Below are 18,849 nucleotides of genomic sequence, written 5' to 3' on the forward strand. Positions count from 1 at the left end.
TCCAATCCAGTCCGGCAGATGACGCAGCAGGAAACGGCGGGGCATGGTATCCGCAGGACGGCACAACCCTCGGATCCGGGCGAAGACGGAGGCCTGCACCCCGTTCGGGTGTGTGTCATCGACCTGGGAACGAACTCGTTCCACACAGTCATCGTCGACGCGTACCCGAACGGGGCCTTCAAGGTGATCGACCGGCTCAAGGACATGGTGCGCCTGGGCGAGGGAGGGCTGGTGGCGCATCGCCTCACCGGGGAAGCCATGGAACGGGGGGTGCAGGCGCTCCGGCGCATCCGCCTGCTGGCCGAAGGGTGGGGGGTGAGCGAGTATCTGGCCTACGCGACGAGCGCCATCCGGGAGGCCGAGAACGGCGGCGACTTCATCGCGCGTGTGCAGGCGGAGGTGGGCCTGCACATTCGCCCGATCAGCGGCAACCTGGAGGCCACGCTCATCTACAAAGGCGTCCGTCGCGCCGTCTCGATGCCGGAGCCGGCCCTGCTGGTCGACATCGGCGGGGGATCGACCGAGTTCATCGTGGGCACGAGCCGGAAGTTGCACTACGCCGCGAGCCTCAAGCTCGGAGCGGCCCGCATGACGGAACGGTTTCTTCACACCGACCCGGTCGAGAAGCAGGAGTTCAGGGCGTTGCGGGCCTATTACCGGGAGCAACTGGCGCCCGTCTACGCGGCGGTGCGGGCGCACGGTGCCCGCGAGATCGTCGGATCTTCGGGCACGATGGAAAACCTGGCGCAGGTCTACCTCCATCTCCAGGGCCTTTCCGGGGCGTCACCGTTTCACGAGGTCTTCGATCCGAAGGCGTTTCGCCAGGTCACGAAGAAGATCATGCGTTCGACGCGGGCGGAGCGGGCCGCGATGCCGGGCATCGACGAGAAGCGGATCGACCAGATCGTTGCCGGGGCGATGCTCGTCGATGTGTTGCTGAAGGACCTGGAGGTCGAGCGGCTACGCCTTTCTCCGAACGCCCTGCGGGAGGGGATGGTGGTCCATTTCATCGAGCAGAACAGCAAGCGCCTGCGCCGCCTGGCCCCGTTCACCGACGTGCGGCGGCGGAGCGTCTACGAGCTGGGTTTCCGGTTCCGGTGGGAGCAGGAGCATGCGCGCCACGTGGCGGCGCTGGCCCTCGAGCTGTTCGATGTCTGCCACCCGCTGCATGGGCTGGACGAAGACGCCCGCGAGCTGCTCGAATACGCTGCGCTGCTGCACGACGTCGGCTACCACATCAGCCACCGGCGTCATCACAAGCACACCTGTTATCTGATCCGGCATGCCGACCTGCGCGGTTTTCAGCCCGAGGAGGTGGCCGTCATCGCGTGTGTGGCCCGGTATCACCGGCGGGCGTTCCCGAAGAAGTCGCACCGGGTGTTCGGGAAGCTCTCGAAGGAGCACCGGCGGCTGGTGCGGCAGCTCGCGGCCCTGCTGCGCCTGGCCGAGGGGCTCGACCGCAGCCACTTCCAGAACGTGACGCGCCTCGACGCCCGGCTGTTGGACGAGGCGCTGCACCTGCGGCTCGAAACGAAGGCCGATCCGGAACTCGAGGTCTGGGGGGCCCGGCATGCCGCCGATCTGTTCGAGGCCACGTTCGGGCGGGGGATCGAGGTGACGGCCGCCCGCCTGCCGGAGACGGGGCCGTAGGGTGGGGGCGGGCGACGTTTCCGCGTCTTTACCGGATCTTTTCTTGCCGATGCGGTGCGGGTTGGCTAATTTGCGCGCCGTGCGCTTTCCGGCGACGTAAGCGGCTGGCCGGACGCGTAGGCGCCTGCAGCCGCCCCGGGTGTGCGCCGTGCCCCCGCCATCTGACCACCACCCCTTCCATGATCGCGCAATTTCTCTTTTTTCTGCTGGCGATCGTAGCCGTGACGGCGGCACTGGGTATGCTGCTGTCGCGCAACCCGGTCACGAGCGCGCTGTGGCTGATTCTGAACCTGTTCTGCATCGCCGGGCTGTACCTGACGCTGCACGCGCAGTTCATCGCCGTGATCCAGGTGCTGGTCTATGCCGGTGCGATCATGGTGCTGTTTCTGTTCGTGATCATGCTGCTCAACCTGGCGGCGCTGCCGGCCTTCCGCCAGGTGGACCTGCGGCGGGGGGTGGCCTTCGTGCTGGTGATGGGGGTGCTGGCCGAGCTGGCCTACATCACGGCGATGGCGGCCGGTGTCCTGCCCGAGCCGGTTCCGCCCGAGCAGGCGGCACAGACGGGCTACGCCGCGGAGATCGCCAAGGAGCTCTTTACGCGCTATGCCCTCCCGTTCGAGATGGTGGGGGTGCTGTTGCTGGCGGCCACCATCGGCGCGGTGATGTTCGCCAAGCGTCGTTTCGTCTGACGCCCGGCCGCCCGCGGGGCCGGTGTCGAACCCGAAACCGAAGTCCTTCTCCCAATGGATATTTCCTGGTATCTGGCGCTGAGTGCGGTGCTCTTTACCATCGGGGTGCTGGGGGTGCTGCTGCGCCGCAACGCCATCATCATCCTGATGTCGGTGGAGCTGATGCTCAACGCCGTCAACCTGACGCTGGTGGCCTTCAGCCAGGCGCTGGGGGACGTGGCCGGGCAGGTGCTCGTGTTCTTCGCCATCTCGGTGGCTGCGGCCGAGGCGGCCATCGGGCTGGCCATCGTGATTGCCATCTTCCGCGGCAAGCTGACCGTGGACGTGACCCAGATCAACCTGTTCAAGTATTAACGAACGGCTTCCGGTGGCCGGTTGTCCGCCGGTCGCCGGCCCGTCTCCCGCCTTTATGGAACCAGACCTGCTTGTACGGCTGATCCTGCTCCTGCCGCTGGCGGGCGCCGTCTTCAACGGGGTGCTGCCGCTTTTCATGCCCGGCCTGCGGCGACGGGAAACCCTCCTCGGGAGCGTCGGGACGGCCGTGGTGGCCCTCCCCTTCGTGCTGGCCGTCTATCTCTTCGTCACCTACGGCGGCGAGCCGGTCGTGACCACGTTCTTCACCTGGATGGCCGCCGGGGATCTGAGCGTCTCGTTCGCCTACCGTATCGACGAGCTCTCGCTCCTGATGACGCTCATCGTCACCGGCGTCGGGGGGCTCATCCATCTCTATTCCATCGGCTACATGCACGGTGACCCCGGGTTCTGGCGCTTCTTCGCGTACCTGAACCTGTTCATTTTCATGATGCTCAACCTGGTGCTGGGGGACAACCTGCCGGTGCTGTTCCTCGGCTGGGAGGGCGTCGGGCTGTGTTCCTACCTGCTGATCGGGTTCTGGTACACCGACCTGAAGAACAGTGCCGCCGCCAACAAGGCGTTCATCATGAACCGGGTGGGGGACTTCGCCTTCCTGCTGGCGATGTTCATCCTCTTTCGCGAGCTGGGCAGCCTGGACTTCGACGTGATCCTGTCGGAAGGGCCGGGCATGTCGCAGGCGGCGGTCAACTGGGTCGTCCTGTTGCTGTTCTTCGGGGCCACGGGCAAGAGCGCGCAGATCCCGCTCTACACGTGGTTGCCGGACGCCATGGCCGGTCCGACGCCCGTCTCGGCCCTCATCCATGCCGCCACGATGGTCACGAGCGGGCTCTACCTGCTGGCCCGCCTGTCGCCGCTGGTGCTCTCCGCGCCGGGGATCATGGCGCTCGTGGCCGTCATCGGGGCGACGACGGCGCTCGTGGCGGCGACGATCGCCATCACGCAGAACGACATCAAGAAGGTGCTGGCCTATTCGACGGTCTCGCAGCTCGGCTACATGTTTCTGGCCTCGGGCGTGGGGGCCTTCTTCGTGGCGATCTTTCACGTGATGACGCATGCGTTCTTCAAGGGCTGCCTGTTCCTGGGGTCCGGCAGCGTCATTCACGCGATGCACCATGTGGAGCATGAGGTGGCGCACCACGGCAAGGGGCACCTGGACCCGCAGGACATGCGCACGATGGGCGGGTTGAAGCGGTACATGCCGACGACGCGCCTGACGTTTCTGCTTTCGACGCTGGCCATCGCCGGGATTCCGCTCTTCTCGGGTTTCTTCTCGAAAGACGAGATCCTGTTCAAGGCGTTCGAATACGGCTACGACGGGCACGCCTATGCCTGGTTCGCCTGGGGCGTGGGCGTTTTGACGGCGTTCCTGACGGCCGTCTACATGACGCGCTGCTACGTGCTGACCTTCGAGGGCCGGCCGCGCTGGCCCCTGGCGGAGACGGTGCACCCGCACGAGTCGCCCTGGATGATGACGGTGCCCCTGTGGGTGCTGGGCTTCCTGTCCGTGGTGGGGGGCTTTCTGGGGTTGCCCGGTGTGATCGCACACGGCGAGTTGAACTGGATCCACCACTGGCTGGCGGGCGAGCACGGTCCGGTCGCCGAAGCCGCGGTGCACGGGCATGTCCCCCTGGCGCTCGAGTGGGGGCTCATCGGCCTCGGTGCGCTGATCGCCCTGGTCGGGGTGGGGCTGGCCTGGCAGTGGTACGCGCAGCACGGGCTGGCCTTCGACGCCCGCCTGAAAGAGCGTTTCGGCCGGCTCTACCGGTGGGCCGCGGAACTGTACCACGTGGACGACTTCTACCGGGCCACGTTCGTCCGCCTGGTCATCGGCGGGGCGGAGAAAGGGCTGGCGCCGTTCGACCAGCGGGTCGTCGACGGGCTCGTCAACGGCGTGGCCCGTATGACGCGCGGCCTCGGCCTGGCCCTGCGCTACCTCCAGACCGGCCTCGTGCAGGCCTATGCCGTGGCCGTCGTGCTCGGGGTGGTGCTCATCATCGCCCTGATGCTCTTTGGTTCCTAGCGAAGTGGAGCAAACCCTGATATGCCCTTAACCTCGATCGTCATCTTTCTGCCCCTGGTGGGGGCCCTGGTGATCCTGGCGCTGCGGCAGGCCGGCGCGATCCGGTGGGCGGCCCTTCTGACCACGGTGGTCACGTTTCTCGTGTCGCTGGGGCTGTGGGCGGGCTTCGACCCGTCGGTCACCACGGCGCAGCTCGTCGACCAGTCCGCCGCCTGGTTCCCCGAGCGCTTCGACGTGAAATACTTCGTCGGCGTCGACGGGCTGAGCCTGCTGCTGGTGCTGCTGACGACGCTGCTCGGTCCTATCGTGGTACTCTCGTCCTGGACCTACATCGAGAAGTACCAGAAGGGCTATTACATCCTCCTGCTCATCCTCCAGACGGGCATCACGGGTGTCTTCACCGCCTACGACGTCATCCTCTTCTACATCTTCTTCGAGCTGACGCTCATTCCGATGTATTTCATCATCGGCATCTGGGGCGGGGAGGACCGGATCTATGCGGCCGTCAAGTTTGTGCTCTACACGATGGTCGGCTCGCTGCTGATGCTCGTGGCGATCCTGTACCTGGGCTATCAGGCCGGGCAGGCCGTCAATGGCGGCGTCTTCACCACCGACTGGTACAAGCTGCTCGAATACAACGTGCCGCTGGCCGACCAGACCTGGCTCTTCTTCCTCTTTGCCTTCTCGTTTGCCATCAAGGTGCCGCTTTTCCCGCTGCACACGTGGTTGCCGGATGCGCACGTGCAGGCGCCCACGGGCGGCTCGGTGATCCTGGCCGGTGTGCTGCTGAAGATGGGGACCTACGGGCTGGTGCGCTTCTGCCTGCCCTTCTTTCCGAATGCGGCCCGGGAGTATGCGATGCTCTTTGCCGTGCTGGCCGTCATCGGGATCGTCTACGGCGCGATGGTCTCGCGGGCCCAGCCGGATGCCAAGAAGCTCGTCGCCTACTCGTCGGTGAGCCACCTGGGCTTTGTGGTGCTGGGCCTTTTCGCTTTCACCGTCGAGGCCATGCAGGGCGCCATGATCCAGATGATCAACCACGGCCTCTCCACGGGCGCGCTCTTCCTGATCGTCGGCATGCTCTACGAGCGCCGGCACACCCGGCTGATGGCCGACTTCGGCGGCATCGCCCGGACGGTGCCCGTGCTCTCGTTCTTCATGATCCTGACGGTGCTGGCCTCGGCCGGCCTGCCCGGCCTGAACGGCTTCGTGGGCGAGTTCATGATCCTGGCCGGGTCGTTCAAGAGCACCGTCGTTGGCCGCCCGCTGCTGATCGCGCTGGCGACGACCGGCGTCATCCTGGCGGCGGTCTACCTGCTGTGGATGGTCTACCGGACGTTCTGGGGGCCGATTACGCAGGAGGCCAACCGGACCATGAAGGACCTGAACGCCCGCGAGGTGGCCCTGCTCGTGCCGCTGGCGGTGCTCATGGTGGTGCTCGGCCTGGCGCCGACCCCCTTCCTGAAGACGAGCGAACCGGCCACGCGCTTCCTGCTGGAGACCATCGAACAGAAGCGCCTGGCCGCACAGCAGGCCGATCCCGGCGTGCCCGTGCTGGCGGACCGCCTCCGCGACGCGGACCGTCCCGCCGAAGTCGAAGCGCCCGGCCCCGGCCCGGTCCCCCCTCGAGACTGACCTTCCTGATCACCGGCTCTCTGACGATCGCATGAAGACATCGTTGTTGCTCGTCCGTCTGGCCCGGTCCCTGGGGCGGGCCGGGGTACTGCTTCTCCTGATGCTGGCCTGGTCGGGCCCGTACGATGCACGGGCACAGGAAGCCGTACCGGAGACGCCCGTCGTCGCGGACACGGTGCAGGATGGAGCCGTGGCGCGTCCGGAGGCGCCCGCGGCGGAGCCGGCCCAGGAGGCCGGGGCGGCGGTGCAGGAGGCGGAAGCACACGGCGAGCACGCCTCGCCGCCGGTGTGGCTGGTGCTGCCGTTCGTGGCCATCCTGCTCATGATCGCCACCGGGCCGCTCTTCTACCCGCATCACTGGCATCATCACTATCCGAAGTATGCCGTCGGGCTGGGGCTCGTCGTCGTCTTCTACTACATCTTCGGGATGGGCACCGTGGTGCCCGTGCAGCACGCGCTCGACGAATACCTTTCGTTCATCGCGCTGGTGGCCTCGCTCTTCATCGCGGCCAGCGGCATCTTCGTGAGCATCAACGCGAAGGGGACGCCGCGCAACAACATCATCCTGCTCTTCGGGGCCTCGGTCATCGCCAACCTGATCGCCACGACCGGCTCGGCGATGCTGTTCATCCGCTCCTACATGCGGCTGAACAAAGGGCGGCTGAAGGCCTACCACATCATCTTCTTCATCTTCCTCGTGGCCAACGTGGGGGGGGCGCTGACCCCCATCGGCGACCCGCCGCTGTTTCTCGGCTTCCTGCGCGGGGTGCCCTTCTTCTGGACGCTCACGCACGTCTGGTACATCTGGCTGCCGACGACCATCCTGATCCTGGCCGTCTTCTACGTCTTCGACAAACGGAACAAGCTGGAGAGCCCCGATCCGGAGCCGGGCAAGCCCATCCTCAGCCTGCAGGGGACGAAAAGCTTCTTCTGGGTGCTTTTGATCATCCTGCTCGTCTTCGTCGATCCCAACGTCTTCCCCTGGGTGCCGAGCCCGAAGAACCTGCACCTGCCCTTCGGCTTCCACCTGCCGCTGGGGATCCGGGAGATCGGGATGTTCCTGGTGGCGTTTCTGGCCTACAAGACGGCCGACCGGGAGGCGCTGGCAAAGAACGAGTTCAACTTTGAGCCCATCCGGGAGGTGGGCTGGCTGTTCCTGGGCATCTTCGCCACGATGCAGCCGGCCCTGGAGCTCATCAGCGAGTTTGCCCAACACCACGCCGAGGACCTGACCGTCGGCATGTTCTACTGGGGAACCGGCATGCTGTCCGGCATCCTGGACAACGCGCCGACGTACCTCAACTTCGTGGCCGCCGCGATGGGCAAGTTCGGCCTCGACGTGAACCTGCCGGCCCACGTGAAGGATTTCGCCCTGCCGGAGATGGCCCACCCGGATTCGTGGCACTTCCTGCAGGCGATCTCGGTGGCGGCGGTCTTCTTCGGGGCAATGAGCTATATCGGGAACGCGCCCAACTTCATGGTGAAGGCCATTGCCGAGGCGAACGGGGTCGAGACGCCCTCGTTCATGGGCTACATCGTCCGGTACTCGATCCCGATCCTGATCCCGATCTATTTCGTCATCTACGTCATCTTCTACAGCGGGTGGGTGCTGAGCATCAACTGATCCGGAGACAGCCATGGCGGAACCCCTGCGTCCGAGCGAGATCGAAGCCGCCCTGCAAGACCTGCCGGGGTGGCGCTACGAGGCAGACCGGCTGACGAAGACGTTCATTTTCTCCAGTTTTCGCGAAGCCGTCGGTTTCATTGTGCGCCTGGCCTTCGAGGCCGAGGCGCTGAACCACCACCCGGAGCTGACGAACGTCTACAACCGCGTCACACTGGCGCTTACGACCCACGACGCGGGCAACCGGGTCACGGTGCGCGATGTGCGCCTGGCCCGGGCCATCGAAGCTTTCAACTGGACCTGACTGCGATTGTATGGAGCTTGCACAGGCATACGACGCCCTGCCGGCCGATCTGGTACGGACGCTCCCGCTGGTACTGATCGTGCTGGCCGGGCTGGCGGCGGTCGTCATCGATGCGTTCCGGAACAACCATGCCTCGATTCCGTGGCTGAGCGTCGCCGCGCTGGTCGTGGGGATCGTGTGGGAGGCGGCGGGCCTCCGGGCGCCGGCCGGAACGGCCTACTTCGACCTGATCCGCGTCGGTGGTTTCGCCTCGTTCGTCAACATCGTGGTGATGGGAGCCGGGGTGCTGACGATCCTCCTCTCGGTGTCCTATCTGGAGCGCATCCGTCACCATCACGGGGAAGTCTATGCCCTGCTGCTCTTTGCCACGGCCGGCATGATGCTGCTCGGCGCGGCGAACAACCTGATCGCCGTCTTCGTCGGGCTGGAGACGATGTCGGTGTGCCTGTACATTCTGACCGGGCTGGTCCGTGAGGATGCCGGGGCCATCGAGGGCGCCCTCAAGTATTTCCTGCTGGGGGCTTTCGCCACCGGCTTCTTTCTCTACGGCATCGCTCTGCTCTATGGCGCCACCGGGACGATGTACCTGCCGGCGATGCGGGAAGGGCTGGCCGCCGGCGGGGAGGCGCTTGGAGCCAGCCGCGAGGTGCTCTTCTGGGCCGGCGTGGCGATGCTGCTGATCGGCTTCCTGTTCAAGGTCAGCGCCGTGCCGTTCCACATGTGGACGCCCGATGCCTACCAGGGCGCCCCGACGACGCTCACCGGCTACATGTCCACGGCGTCGAAGGCGGCGGCGTTCGCCTCGCTCATCCTGGTGCTCTACTTCGCCCTGCCCGGCGAGCGGTGGAGCCTGGTGCTGGCCATCGTGGCCCTCATCACGATGGTGCTGGGCAACGTGCTGGCGCTGGCGCAGGCCAACGTCAAGCGGATGCTGGCCTACTCGTCCATCGCCCACGCCGGGTACGTGCTGGTCGGGCTGGCCGCCGGCTCGACGGCCGGCTACAGCGGGGCGCTTTTCTACCTGCTCGTCTACACCGTGATGAACATCGGTGCCTTCGGGGTCATGGCCCTGCTCGAATGGGACGGCAAGGTGGGGCGGGAGCAGACGCTCGACTCGCTCGCGGGCGTGGGTTTCCGCCGTCCCCTGCTGGGCGTGACGATGGGCTTTTTCATGTTCAGCCTCACCGGTTTTCCGCCGCTGGGGGGCTTCCTCGGCAAGTACGCCGTCTTCGCGCCGGCCGTCGAGGCGGGGCTGACGTGGCTGGTGGTCGTCGGCGTGCTGGCCAGCGCCGCTTCGGGATACTATTACCTGCGGGTGCTCTACGTCTTCTGGATGAAGTCGCCGGACGAGGAGCCGGAGCCGGTGCGCCGGGCTGCGTTCCCCGTTCCCCGCGTGGCGGCGGCCGTGCTGGTCGCCTGCGCCGTGCTGCTGGTCCTCCTCGGCGTCACCCCGGCTCTGCTCGACCTGACGGGCGCCTTTTTCGAAGGCACCCGTGCCATGGCCGGGTTGCCGTGAAGGGGCGTTGAACGTTGAGCGTTGAACGTTGAACGTTAAACGTTGAACGTGTAACGTGTAACGTTCAACGCGCACCACACACCGCCTCACCGGCATGGAAACGCTGCTGCTCGACCTGATTCCGCATGCCCCGCAGATGGGGTTGTACGTGCGGCCGCACATCCCGGCGGATAAGCTCCGCAACGCCCTCCGGGATTATGCGGAGACGATCCAGGCCGGGGACGTGCTGGCCCTCTACGACGCCACGCTGATGGGCAGCGCCCGCGACGGCGCCGTCTTCACCGCCGACCGCTTCGTCTTCCAGAACAACAACCTCGAACCGCCCCAGGAAGTCCGCTATGCCGATCTGGTGCGCGTCGTCACCACGAAGAAGTTCCTCGGCGGGCGGAAAGTCGAGATCGACGTGAACCGGGGACGGGCCACGGTGACACTGACGATCGATTTCTCGGGCAAGCCCGAGGCGGCCGAATACGTGGCCCGCTTCCTGAACGAGGCCATGCTCCACGGTGCCATGGAGGAGATGGAAGGGCGTGCCCGCGAAACGGAACGGGTGTTTCCGCGGCCCGGCATCCGGACGGATCTCGAGGCCGTCCGCGCCGCACTCGACGAACTGCACGAACAGGAACTGCTCTCGGCCGAGGACTGGCACAAACTCCGCCGGTGTATCGGGCTCGAATGAGCGGCAACGACACAGATTCGTGAAAACATCCCGCCCGTTGATCCGTTGAAAAAAGCGAAACCCATCGCAACGGATCACTCAAAACTGGAGGAACCATGGCACATACACTTCCCCCCCTGCCGTATCCCTACGATGCGCTCGAACCGCACATCGACGCGCGCACGATGGAGATCCACCATACGAAGCACCATCAGGGCTACGTGAACAACCTCAACAAGGCGCTCGAAGGGCACGCGGACCTGCAGGCCAAGAGCATCGAGGACCTGCTCCGTGGGATCGATCAGGTGCCCGAGCGCATCCGCACGGCCGTGCGGAACAACGGCGGCGGCCACGCCAACCACAGCCTGTTCTGGACCATCATGTCGCCCGACGGGGGCGGCACCCCGGGCGGCAGCCTGGCCGAGGCCATCAACGAGACCTTCGGCTCCTTCGACGCCTTCAAGGAGAAGTTCGCGGCCGAGGCCGCCGGGCGCTTCGGCAGCGGCTGGGCCTGGCTCGTCGTCGACGAGGACGGCAAGCTGCGTCTCTACAGCACCGCCAACCAGGACAGCCCCTACATGCAGGGCCACACGCCCATCCTGGGGCTGGACGTGTGGGAGCATGCCTACTACCTGCACTACCAGAACCGTCGCCCCGACTACATCAACGCCTGGTGGAACGTGGTGAACTGGGCGCAGGTCGCCAAAAATTACGAGGCCGCCCGCAGCGCCGTCGTCGCCGGCTGAGGCGGGCAGGCGGTAACATTCTGGCGAGAAAAGGGCAGGGGAGCACGCGCCTCCGCTGCCCTTTTCTCTGTGGTTTCGGGTTTCTGAATTTTCACGGGCCCGGCACCCGCCTCGCCGGTATATTGCGTTTCGTCCGTTTCACACCAAAAGAAATAACGACACCGTATGGTTTCTGCGCTGTTCGATCCGGAGCGATGGGTGGAGGTGGGAGGGTTCTCGTTCGAAGACATCACCTACCACCGGGCGCGGGAGCAGGGGACGGTCCGGATTGCGTTCAACCGGCCCGAGGTGCTCAATGCCTTCCGCCCCAAGACCGTCGACGAGCTGTACCGGGCGCTCGACCATGCCCGCCAGACCCCCGACGTGGGGTGCGTGCTGTTGACGGGCAACGGGCCGTCGAAGAAGCACGGCAAATGGGCCTTCTCGGCCGGGGGCGACCAGCGGGTGCGGGGGCCCTCGGGCTACCAGTATGAGGCAGGCGACGACAGCTCCCCGGCGGCCAAAGCCCACATGGGGCGCCTGCACATCCTGGAGGTGCAGCGGCTCATCCGCTTCATGCCCAAGGTGGTCATCGCCGTCGTGCCGGGGTGGGCCGTCGGCGGCGGGCACAGCCTGCACGTGGTCTGCGACCTGACCCTCGCCAGCCGCGAACACGCCCTGTTCAAGCAGACCGACCCGGACGTGGCCAGCTTCGACGGCGGCTTCGGCTCGGCGTACCTGGCCCGCATGGTGGGGCAGAAGCGCGCCCGCGAAATCTTTTTCCTCGGGCGCGACTATACCGCCGAGGAAGCCTTCCGGATGGGAATGGTCAACGCGGTGGTGCCACACGAACGGCTCGAAGCCGTGGCGCTCGAATGGGCCGCCGAGATCAACCGGAAAAGCCCGACGGCCATCCGGATGCTCAAGTATGCCTTCAACCTGATCGACGACGGCCTCATCGGGCAACAGCTCTTCGCCGGCGAGGCCACCCGCCTGGCCTACATGACCGACGAGGCCCGCGAAGGCCGGGACGCCTTCCTCGAGAAGCGCGAGCAGGACTACCGTCGCTTCCCCTGGTATTACTGAGACCTTTTTTACGGTATCAGGTGCCGGACGTGCCGGTACGCGCGTGCGGTCTCGTGTTGCAGGGCGCGGGTGAGGGAGCGGGCGAGGAGCCGTCCGGGCGGGCCGCCGGCAAACGCACCGGCGACGGCATAGAGCATGGCCGGGCTGATGGCCGGTGCATTCGCGATGGCGAACACGGGTTCCCACGTGCTGGGCCGGAACTTGGCTTTGAAGGCCTCCAGCCCGCGGAAGTTGTAGAAGCGGTTCGCGTGGGCGCGCATCCACCCCAGCGCCGACCGGAGCCAGAGCGGGGGGAGGTGCTCCGTGGTGCCGGGGCGCCGCGCGAGGGGGGCGAGGCCAAGCGTGAGGCACCGGCTCCCGGCCTGTGCCACCGCCCGTGTGCAGGCATCTACGAGGAGCTCCGACGTGCCGTTCACGGCGGCGTGTCCGCGGACGATCTGTTCCACCAGCCAGCCGCGCCGGCCCGGAATCGGGGCGGCCACGAGGAATGCGATCACCTGGCCCCGGCACGCGGCGACGAAGAAGCGGCGGTCCAGCGGCCGTGCGAGCGTGTCGGTTTCGATGAGGAAGTGGAGCGGCGGGAGCCCCCGTGTCTCCAGCCACGCGTTCAGGCACTGCCGGAGTGCCGGGTTGTCCCGCGCCTGTTCGGGCGTCCACTCCGCCACGGTCACCCCTTTGTTCCTGGCCCGGTTCACCTGAGCGCGCAGCGAGGCATGCCCGTGCAGCATCTCGGGCCACCGGCGGGGATCCCACACGGGCTGTCCCCCGATGGGCAGGATCGCATGACGGGCAGCGTCCCGGGAGGGGGGTGACGGATACCCGGCCGGCACCGGGCGGTAGATCCGGCGCAGGCGGGTTTCCGCTCCGAAGTAGCACACGCGCGCTCCCTCACGGCCGGCGTCCCGTTCGAACTCGGCCGCCACGTCGGCGAGCCGGTGTCCGGGGCAGACCGGCTCGCCGCCTACCACCCGGACGTTCCGGTACGGCACATAGCCGACCACCGCATCGCCCGCCTCCGAGAACCACAGGGTGAATCCCGGATTCAGGATCTGATAACAGGTCGTGCCCGTGCCGAAAGCCAGGATGAGCGCCCGGGCCCGTTCCAGATCGGAGGACATCGGCGGCCATGGGGTCCGGTGCCGTGTACTACTTCGCGTAGGAAACCGAACGCACCTCGCGGATGACGGTGACCTTGATCTGGCCGGGGTACTGCATCTCGCTCTGGATCTTCCGGGAGATGTCTACGGCCAGCTGTTCGGCCTGGGCGTCGGAGACGAGGTCGTGGTTGACCAGGACGCGGATCTCGCGGCCGGCCTGGATGGCGAACACCCGCTCGACGCCCTTGAAGGACGCCGCCAGCGCTTCGAGCTTTTCCAGGCGCTTGATGTAGGCTTCGAGTGCCTCCCGCCGGGCGCCCGGGCGGGCTCCGGAGATGGCATCGGCCGCCTGCACGACGGGCGCGATCAGCGAGGTCATCTCGATCTCGTCGTGGTGTGCGCCGACGGCGTTGCACACCACCGGGTCCTCCTTGTACTTGCGGCACAGTTCCATCCCCACGATGGCGTGCGGGCTCTCGATCTCCTCCTCGACCACCTTGCCGATGTCGTGCAGAAGCCCGGCCCGGCGGGCCAGCCCGGCGTCGAGGCCCAGCTCGGCGGCGATGAGGGAGGCGATGCGTGCCGTCTCGATGGAGTGGGCCAGCAGGTTCTGCCCGTAGCTTGTGCGGTAACGCATCCGGCCGACGAACCGGATCAGCTCCGGATGCAGCCCGTGCAGGTTCAGGTCGATCACCGTCCGCTCGCCCGTCTCGACGATCTCCTCCTCGATCTCGGCCCGGGTCTTCTCAACGATCTCTTCGATCCGGGCCGGGTGGATGCGCCCGTCCTGGATCAGCCGCGTCATGGCGATGCGGGCGATCTCGCGGCGGACCGGGTTGAAGCCGGAGAGGATGACGGCCTCGGGGGTGTCGTCCACGATGACCTCGATCCCGGTGGCGGCCTCGAAGGCGCGGATGTTGCGCCCCTCGCGCCCGATGATCCGCCCCTTCATCTCGTCGGACTGGATGTTGACCACCGAGACGGTGTTTTCGATGGCGTGGCTGGCGGCGGTACGCTGGATGGCCGTCAGGATGACCTTGCGGGCTTCGCGGTTGGCCCGGAGCCGGGCTTCGTCGCGGATCTCCTTGATCTGAGAGGCCGCCTCCAGCCGCGCCTCCTCGATGAACTGGTCGAGCAGGGCCTGCCGGGCTTCTTCGCGGCTCAGACCGGAGGCCTGTTCGAGCTTGCGGAGCTGCTCCTCGTGCATCCGTGCCAGCTCTTGCCGTTCGGCTTCCAGCCGGTCCTCGAGGGCTTTGAGCTGCTGCTCGCGCCGCACGACGTCCTCGTAACGCTCCCGCGCCTCTTCCGAGAGGGCGGTGGCTTTTCCGTGCAGCAGGTCGGCCCGGAGGCGGATCTGCTCGGCCTCCTTGCGCAGGGCCTCGATGGCGTCGGTCGCCTTGTGGAGCAGGTTCTCCCGCTCGTTGATCTTCTGGGTGCGCCGGTTGAGCTTTTCCTGTCGCTGCTCGAGTCTTTCTTTAGATCGTCGCAGGGCGCGCCTGGCTTCTGCCGTCTCCTCGGCCAGGGCGTCTTCCCGGCGTTTCAGGTCGGCCTCGACTTTTTCGATGCGCTCGAAACGGAGCTGTTCGATCTCCTTTTCTGCGTCGGCGAGCAGGCGTTGGGCTTGTTCCCTGGCCTGTGCGAGCTGGTTGAGGCCCAGCCGTTTGAGGAGGAATCTATCTACGGCAATGCCGATCCCGATGCCAAGCGCGACCATCACGACGGCGCCGATGACAACGCCGAATACGTCCATGGTCGTCAGGATGTTGGTGAAAGAGGCGCCGCGGGAAAAAGGCCCCGGAGACCGGGAGCGGTGTGGCCGGAGCGTGTAGGCCCGGGGCGCCGAAGACAGTACACAAATAGAAAATGCCCCGATAGGTTCCGGAACCGGTCCGGGTCCTACCGGGGCATGGCCTCAAAGGCCGGCACCGGCCCGCAACGAAGGGTTATGAAGAACCTCCTTCATACCACACAGTGGGTGCCGCTCGGGTTCTTCGCAACTTCCACGGCTTTTCCGACAGGGGAAAAAACCCCGGAAGGCCGGGGATGTGGCCTGTTGTCCAAACCCGAAGGGGGGCTCCCTCAAGTAAAGCTGTTAAGGTTCTTACTTGTGCGTTCGTTGCGGGACTGTGCCCGGGACCAATATAGAGGGGCGGCCGGGCGGGGTGCAAGCGTTCGCGGGATTTTCGCACCGCGGCGCCGGGCGGCTCAGGGACCGGCGAGGGCCTCGCGGAGCTGTTCGTTCAGCAGGTCGAGGTCGTTGGTGAGGGCTTCGTCCTGTGCGGTGAAGCCTTCGCGTGCGGCGAAGAGCTCGTCGGCGAGGGCGAGGGCTGTCATCAGGGCGGCCGTCAGTTCGCTCTGCTCGGGATGGGCGGTCCGGAAGGCGTCGAGCTTTTCCTCGACGTAGGCAGCTGCCGCGCGCATCCGGTCTTCCAGTTCCGGTGCAACGCGGAGGCCATAGTTCCGTCCCTGCAGTTGCACGCGAATGGTTTTTTCCATGGCGGGAAGGGGCATGCGGTCGTGGTCCGGGGCCGTTCAGGCCGGGCCGTCTTCGGCTTCGGCTTCGAGGTAGCGGTCGATGGCTTCGATGAAGCCCTTGATTTTGCGCTCGAGCACGGCCGGGTCTTCGTCGAGGCCGAGGCGGGGGGCCGGGTCGCGGCTTTCGAGGGCGGCGATGCGCTCGGTGAGCCGCTCGTTCTCGGCCCGGAGGCGGTGCAGCTCGCGGGCGGCTTCCTCCACCCGTGCGCGCAGGCGTTCCAGCGATTTTCGGCTTTTCAGGTGGATGGGGCCCCGGCGCTTGCGTGCGGCGGTGGGGTCCGATGTCTGAGCCCCGGTCTCGGCCGGGTTTTCGTTCTCGGGCGCGGTGGCGCGGTGGTTGCCTTTCTTGGACCGGTCGTTCATGGTGCGGTCAGTTTCGTGAAGACGCCGGGCCGTCGTGGGCGAGGCCGGCCCCGGCCCAATATACGGCTATTGCCGGAGCTCGGCTCCGTGTTCCGCCGTCAGCCGCTCCAGGATCGTGTTCATGCAGGCATCGACCTCCTCGTCGGTGAGGGTGCGGTCGGCGCCGAAGCGCAGGGCGAAGGCCACACTTTTCTTGCCCTCGGGGATACCCGGACCGGCATACAGGTCGAAGACGGTGGCCTGCTGCAGCAGCGGGCGCCCGGCCTGGCGGATCGTTTCGAGCAGGAGGCCGGCCGGCCGGTCGCGCTCGACGAGGACGGCCAGGTCACGCTCTACGACGGGAAAGCGGCTGATCTCCGCGTAGCGTTCCTGCAGGAACGGCGCCGCCCGCTCGACGAGCGCCTGCCAGTTCAACTCCGCCACGAACACGGGTTCCTTCAGGTCGTACGTTTCGGTGAGCGCATCGGCCAGGCGGGCAAGGTAGCCCAGGTGGACGTTGCCGCTGTGGACGGTGAGGCGGTAGGCCGTCAGCGGTCCCGGCGTGTGGTCGGGCGTCATGGTCACGTCCGGCACGCGCAGGATCTCCAGCAGGGCCTCGACGTCCCCTTTGAGGTCGAAGAAGTCGGCCGGGCGGGGCGGTTCGTCCCACCGGATACCCGTGCGGGGGCCGCTGAGGGCGAGGAGGAACGTCTCGTGTTCGGCATAGCCGGGCACGTAGGAGCCGTCGTCCGAGCGGAAGTAGACGTGGCCGAACTCCATGAAGCGGAGGACGTGTTGCCCGTGGTTCCGGTTGTGCGCCATCACCTGGAGCAGGCCGGGCAGGAGGGTGGGGCGGAGCGCCGCCATCTCCTGTGAGATCGGGTTGAGCGTCTCGACGAGGCCCTTCACGCCGGAGAACCCGAGCAGGGCCGGCGCGAAGAAACGTTCGGCCGTCTCGCGCCGCATCATCGAGTTCGTATAGACCTCCCGGTAGCCCAGGCTGCTCAGGAGGGCCAGCGTGCGTCGCCGGAGCGTGTGGGCCGGCGCCTCGCGCGGGGTGAAGACAGGGAGGGCGGAATGGGTCGGTTCGGGGATCCGGTCGAAGCCGTAGAGGCGGCCCACCTCTTCGATGACGTCGATTTCGCGCTCCACGTCCGGCCGGAACGAAGGGACGCGGCACGCGAGCACGCCCGGCGTTTCCTCGGCCGGTTCGAAGCCGATGGCCGTGAGCAGGCGCTGCACCGTTTCGCCGGGGATGCTCACCCCGAGGATGCGGGCGAGGCGGTGCAGGCGAAGCCGGACCGTGCGACGCGGCACCGGCCGGGGATGGACGTCCACCAGGCCGGGAACGACCTCGCCCCCGCCGAGCGCGGCCATGAGGTGGGCCGCCCGGGCAGCGGCCCAGACCTGCCCCTCGGGGTCCACGCCCCGCTCGAACCGGTAGGAGGCGTCGGTGGCGAGCTGCAGGGCCTTCGCCGTGCGCCGGATGGTCGCGGGGTCGAAGTAGGCGCTTTCGATCAGGACGTTCGTCGTCGCCTCACCGACTTCCGAGTTCTGCCCGCCCATCACCCCGGCGATGGCGACGTCCCGCTCGGCGTCGGCGATCATGAGCGTGCCGGCCGGCAGGTGCCGCGTTTTGTCGTCCAGCGTGACGAAGGGTTGCTCCTGCCGGGTGAAGCGCACGATGATCCGTTGCCCGGCGATCCGGTCGAAGTCGAACGCATGCAGCGGCTGGCCGCATTCGTACATCACGTAGTTGGTGATGTCCACGATGTTGTTGCGCGGGCGCAGGCCGACGGCTTCGAGCCGGCGCCGGAGCCAGGCGGGGGACTCCCGCACGGTGACGCCGCGTACGAGCATCGCCACGTACCGGCCGCACCCCTCCGGCGCCTCGATCGTGACGTGGACGTGCCGGGCCGCCTCGCCGCCGGGCTCGGGCAGGGGCACCTCTGGGCGCCGAAGCGGGGCGCCGACGAGTGCCGCCACGTCCCGCGCCACGCCCAGATGGCTGACCGCGTCGGGGCGGTTGGGGGTGACGGCCACATCCAGGACGACGTCGCGGGCCGCCCGGCCCCGGGCTTCCAGGTATTCTGCAAAAGGCTGACCGGCCGGGGCGTCCTCGTCCAGCACCATGATGCCGCTGTGGTCGTCGGAGAGGCCGAGCTCGTCTTCGGCGCAGATCATCCCCATCGACACCGCCCCCCGGATCTTGGCCTGCTCGATCTTGAACGTCTTGCCGGGGTGCTTCGGGTGGGGCAGGACCGCGCCGGGGGTGGCCACGGGCACCTTCTGCCCGGCGGCCACGTTGGGTGCCCCGCAGACGATCTGTACGGTCACACCGTCGCCCAGGTCGACCCGGCAGAGGGTCAGCCGGTCGGCGTTCGGGTGGGAGGCCACCTCGAGTACGTGCCCGACGACCACGCCGTCGAACGCGGGGCCGGTGGCCTCCACGGCCTCCACCTCGAGCCCGGCCATCGTCAGCCGGTCGGCAAGTGCCTCGGGGGACAGGCCGTGGTCTACGTAGTCCTTGAGCCAGGAATAGCTGATTTTCATGGTGAAGCACGTGGAGGGCCGCAGGTCTCCGGCCGGGCCC

General features: G+C 67.0%; 16 protein-coding genes. 11 read left to right on the forward strand and 5 right to left on the reverse strand.

Annotation, left to right across the window (positions count from 1 at the left end):
- The first annotated feature begins 18 nt into the window (after positions 1-18).
- The 11 genes from GQ464_RS16545 to GQ464_RS16595 all read left to right on the forward strand — a co-directional run bounded on the left by GQ464_RS16545 (position 19) and on the right by GQ464_RS16595 (position 12,282).
- Positions 19-1,650: a Ppx/GppA phosphatase family protein gene (locus GQ464_RS16545; RefSeq protein ID WP_166973838.1), complete on the forward strand. Its 1,632-nt coding sequence runs from the start codon at positions 19-21 to the stop codon at positions 1,648-1,650.
- Between the two features lie 179 nt (positions 1,651-1,829).
- Positions 1,830-2,339, forward strand: coding sequence for an NADH-quinone oxidoreductase subunit J family protein (locus GQ464_RS16550; RefSeq protein WP_166973841.1), 510 nt, complete (start codon positions 1,830-1,832; stop codon positions 2,337-2,339).
- A 54-nt stretch (positions 2,340-2,393) separates the two neighbouring features.
- Positions 2,394-2,693: an NADH-quinone oxidoreductase subunit NuoK gene (gene nuoK, locus GQ464_RS16555; protein ID WP_166973844.1), complete on the forward strand. Its 300-nt coding sequence runs from the start codon at positions 2,394-2,396 to the stop codon at positions 2,691-2,693.
- Positions 2,694-2,748: 55 nt separating this feature from the next.
- A complete protein-coding gene (nuoL, locus tag GQ464_RS16560) occupies positions 2,749-4,734 on the forward strand; it encodes an NADH-quinone oxidoreductase subunit L (protein WP_166973847.1) in 1,986 nt (661 codons plus the stop codon).
- A gap of 21 nt (positions 4,735-4,755) precedes the next feature.
- Entirely contained in the window at positions 4,756-6,369 is a 1,614-nt protein-coding gene (locus tag GQ464_RS16565) for a complex I subunit 4 family protein (protein ID WP_166973850.1), read from the forward strand.
- 31 nt (positions 6,370-6,400) lie between these two features.
- Entirely contained in the window at positions 6,401-7,993 is a 1,593-nt protein-coding gene (locus tag GQ464_RS16570) for a sodium:proton antiporter (RefSeq protein WP_228350380.1), read from the forward strand.
- Positions 7,994-8,006: 13 nt separating this feature from the next.
- Positions 8,007-8,297: a 4a-hydroxytetrahydrobiopterin dehydratase gene (locus GQ464_RS16575; protein WP_166973853.1), complete on the forward strand. Its 291-nt coding sequence runs from the start codon at positions 8,007-8,009 to the stop codon at positions 8,295-8,297.
- A 10-nt stretch (positions 8,298-8,307) separates the two neighbouring features.
- Positions 8,308-9,813: an NADH-quinone oxidoreductase subunit N gene (locus tag GQ464_RS16580; protein WP_166973856.1), complete on the forward strand. Its 1,506-nt coding sequence runs from the start codon at positions 8,308-8,310 to the stop codon at positions 9,811-9,813.
- A gap of 94 nt (positions 9,814-9,907) precedes the next feature.
- On the forward strand, positions 9,908-10,492 hold the full coding sequence (locus tag GQ464_RS16585; protein ID WP_166973859.1) for a hypothetical protein: 585 nt from the start codon (positions 9,908-9,910) through the stop codon (positions 10,490-10,492).
- Positions 10,493-10,587: 95 nt separating this feature from the next.
- The gene (locus GQ464_RS16590) at positions 10,588-11,217 is read left to right on the forward strand and encodes a superoxide dismutase (protein ID WP_166973862.1); all 630 of its coding nucleotides are present in this window, start codon (positions 10,588-10,590) and stop codon (positions 11,215-11,217) included.
- A 165-nt stretch (positions 11,218-11,382) separates the two neighbouring features.
- Positions 11,383-12,282, forward strand: a complete 900-nt coding sequence (locus GQ464_RS16595; RefSeq protein ID WP_166973865.1) for a 1,4-dihydroxy-2-naphthoyl-CoA synthase — start codon at positions 11,383-11,385, stop codon at positions 12,280-12,282.
- A gap of 8 nt (positions 12,283-12,290) precedes the next feature.
- Here GQ464_RS16595 and GQ464_RS16600 read toward each other — a convergent pair whose 3' ends face one another.
- The 5 genes from GQ464_RS16600 to pheT form a co-directional block, all read right to left on the reverse strand.
- The gene (locus GQ464_RS16600; RefSeq protein ID WP_166973868.1) at positions 12,291-13,400 is read right to left on the reverse strand and encodes a DUF2156 domain-containing protein; all 1,110 of its coding nucleotides are present in this window, start codon (positions 13,398-13,400) and stop codon (positions 12,291-12,293) included.
- Positions 13,401-13,428: 28 nt separating this feature from the next.
- A complete protein-coding gene (rny, locus tag GQ464_RS16605; RefSeq protein WP_166973871.1) occupies positions 13,429-15,129 on the reverse strand; it encodes a ribonuclease Y in 1,701 nt (566 codons plus the stop codon).
- Positions 15,130-15,584: 455 nt separating this feature from the next.
- Entirely contained in the window at positions 15,585-15,875 is a 291-nt protein-coding gene (locus GQ464_RS16610) for a cell division protein ZapA (protein WP_166973874.1), read from the reverse strand.
- Positions 15,876-15,911: 36 nt separating this feature from the next.
- Positions 15,912-16,277, reverse strand: coding sequence for a hypothetical protein (locus GQ464_RS16615; RefSeq protein WP_228350381.1), 366 nt, complete (start codon positions 16,275-16,277; stop codon positions 15,912-15,914).
- Positions 16,278-16,343: 66 nt separating this feature from the next.
- Positions 16,344-18,809: a phenylalanine--tRNA ligase subunit beta gene (pheT, locus tag GQ464_RS16620; RefSeq protein WP_166973877.1), complete on the reverse strand. Its 2,466-nt coding sequence runs from the start codon at positions 18,807-18,809 to the stop codon at positions 16,344-16,346.
- Positions 18,810-18,849: the final 40 nt, after the last annotated feature.

The organism is Rhodocaloribacter litoris (assembly GCF_011682235.2).
In the GTDB taxonomy this organism is placed as follows: Bacteria; Bacteroidota; Rhodothermia; order Rhodothermales; family ISCAR-4553; genus Rhodocaloribacter; species Rhodocaloribacter litoris.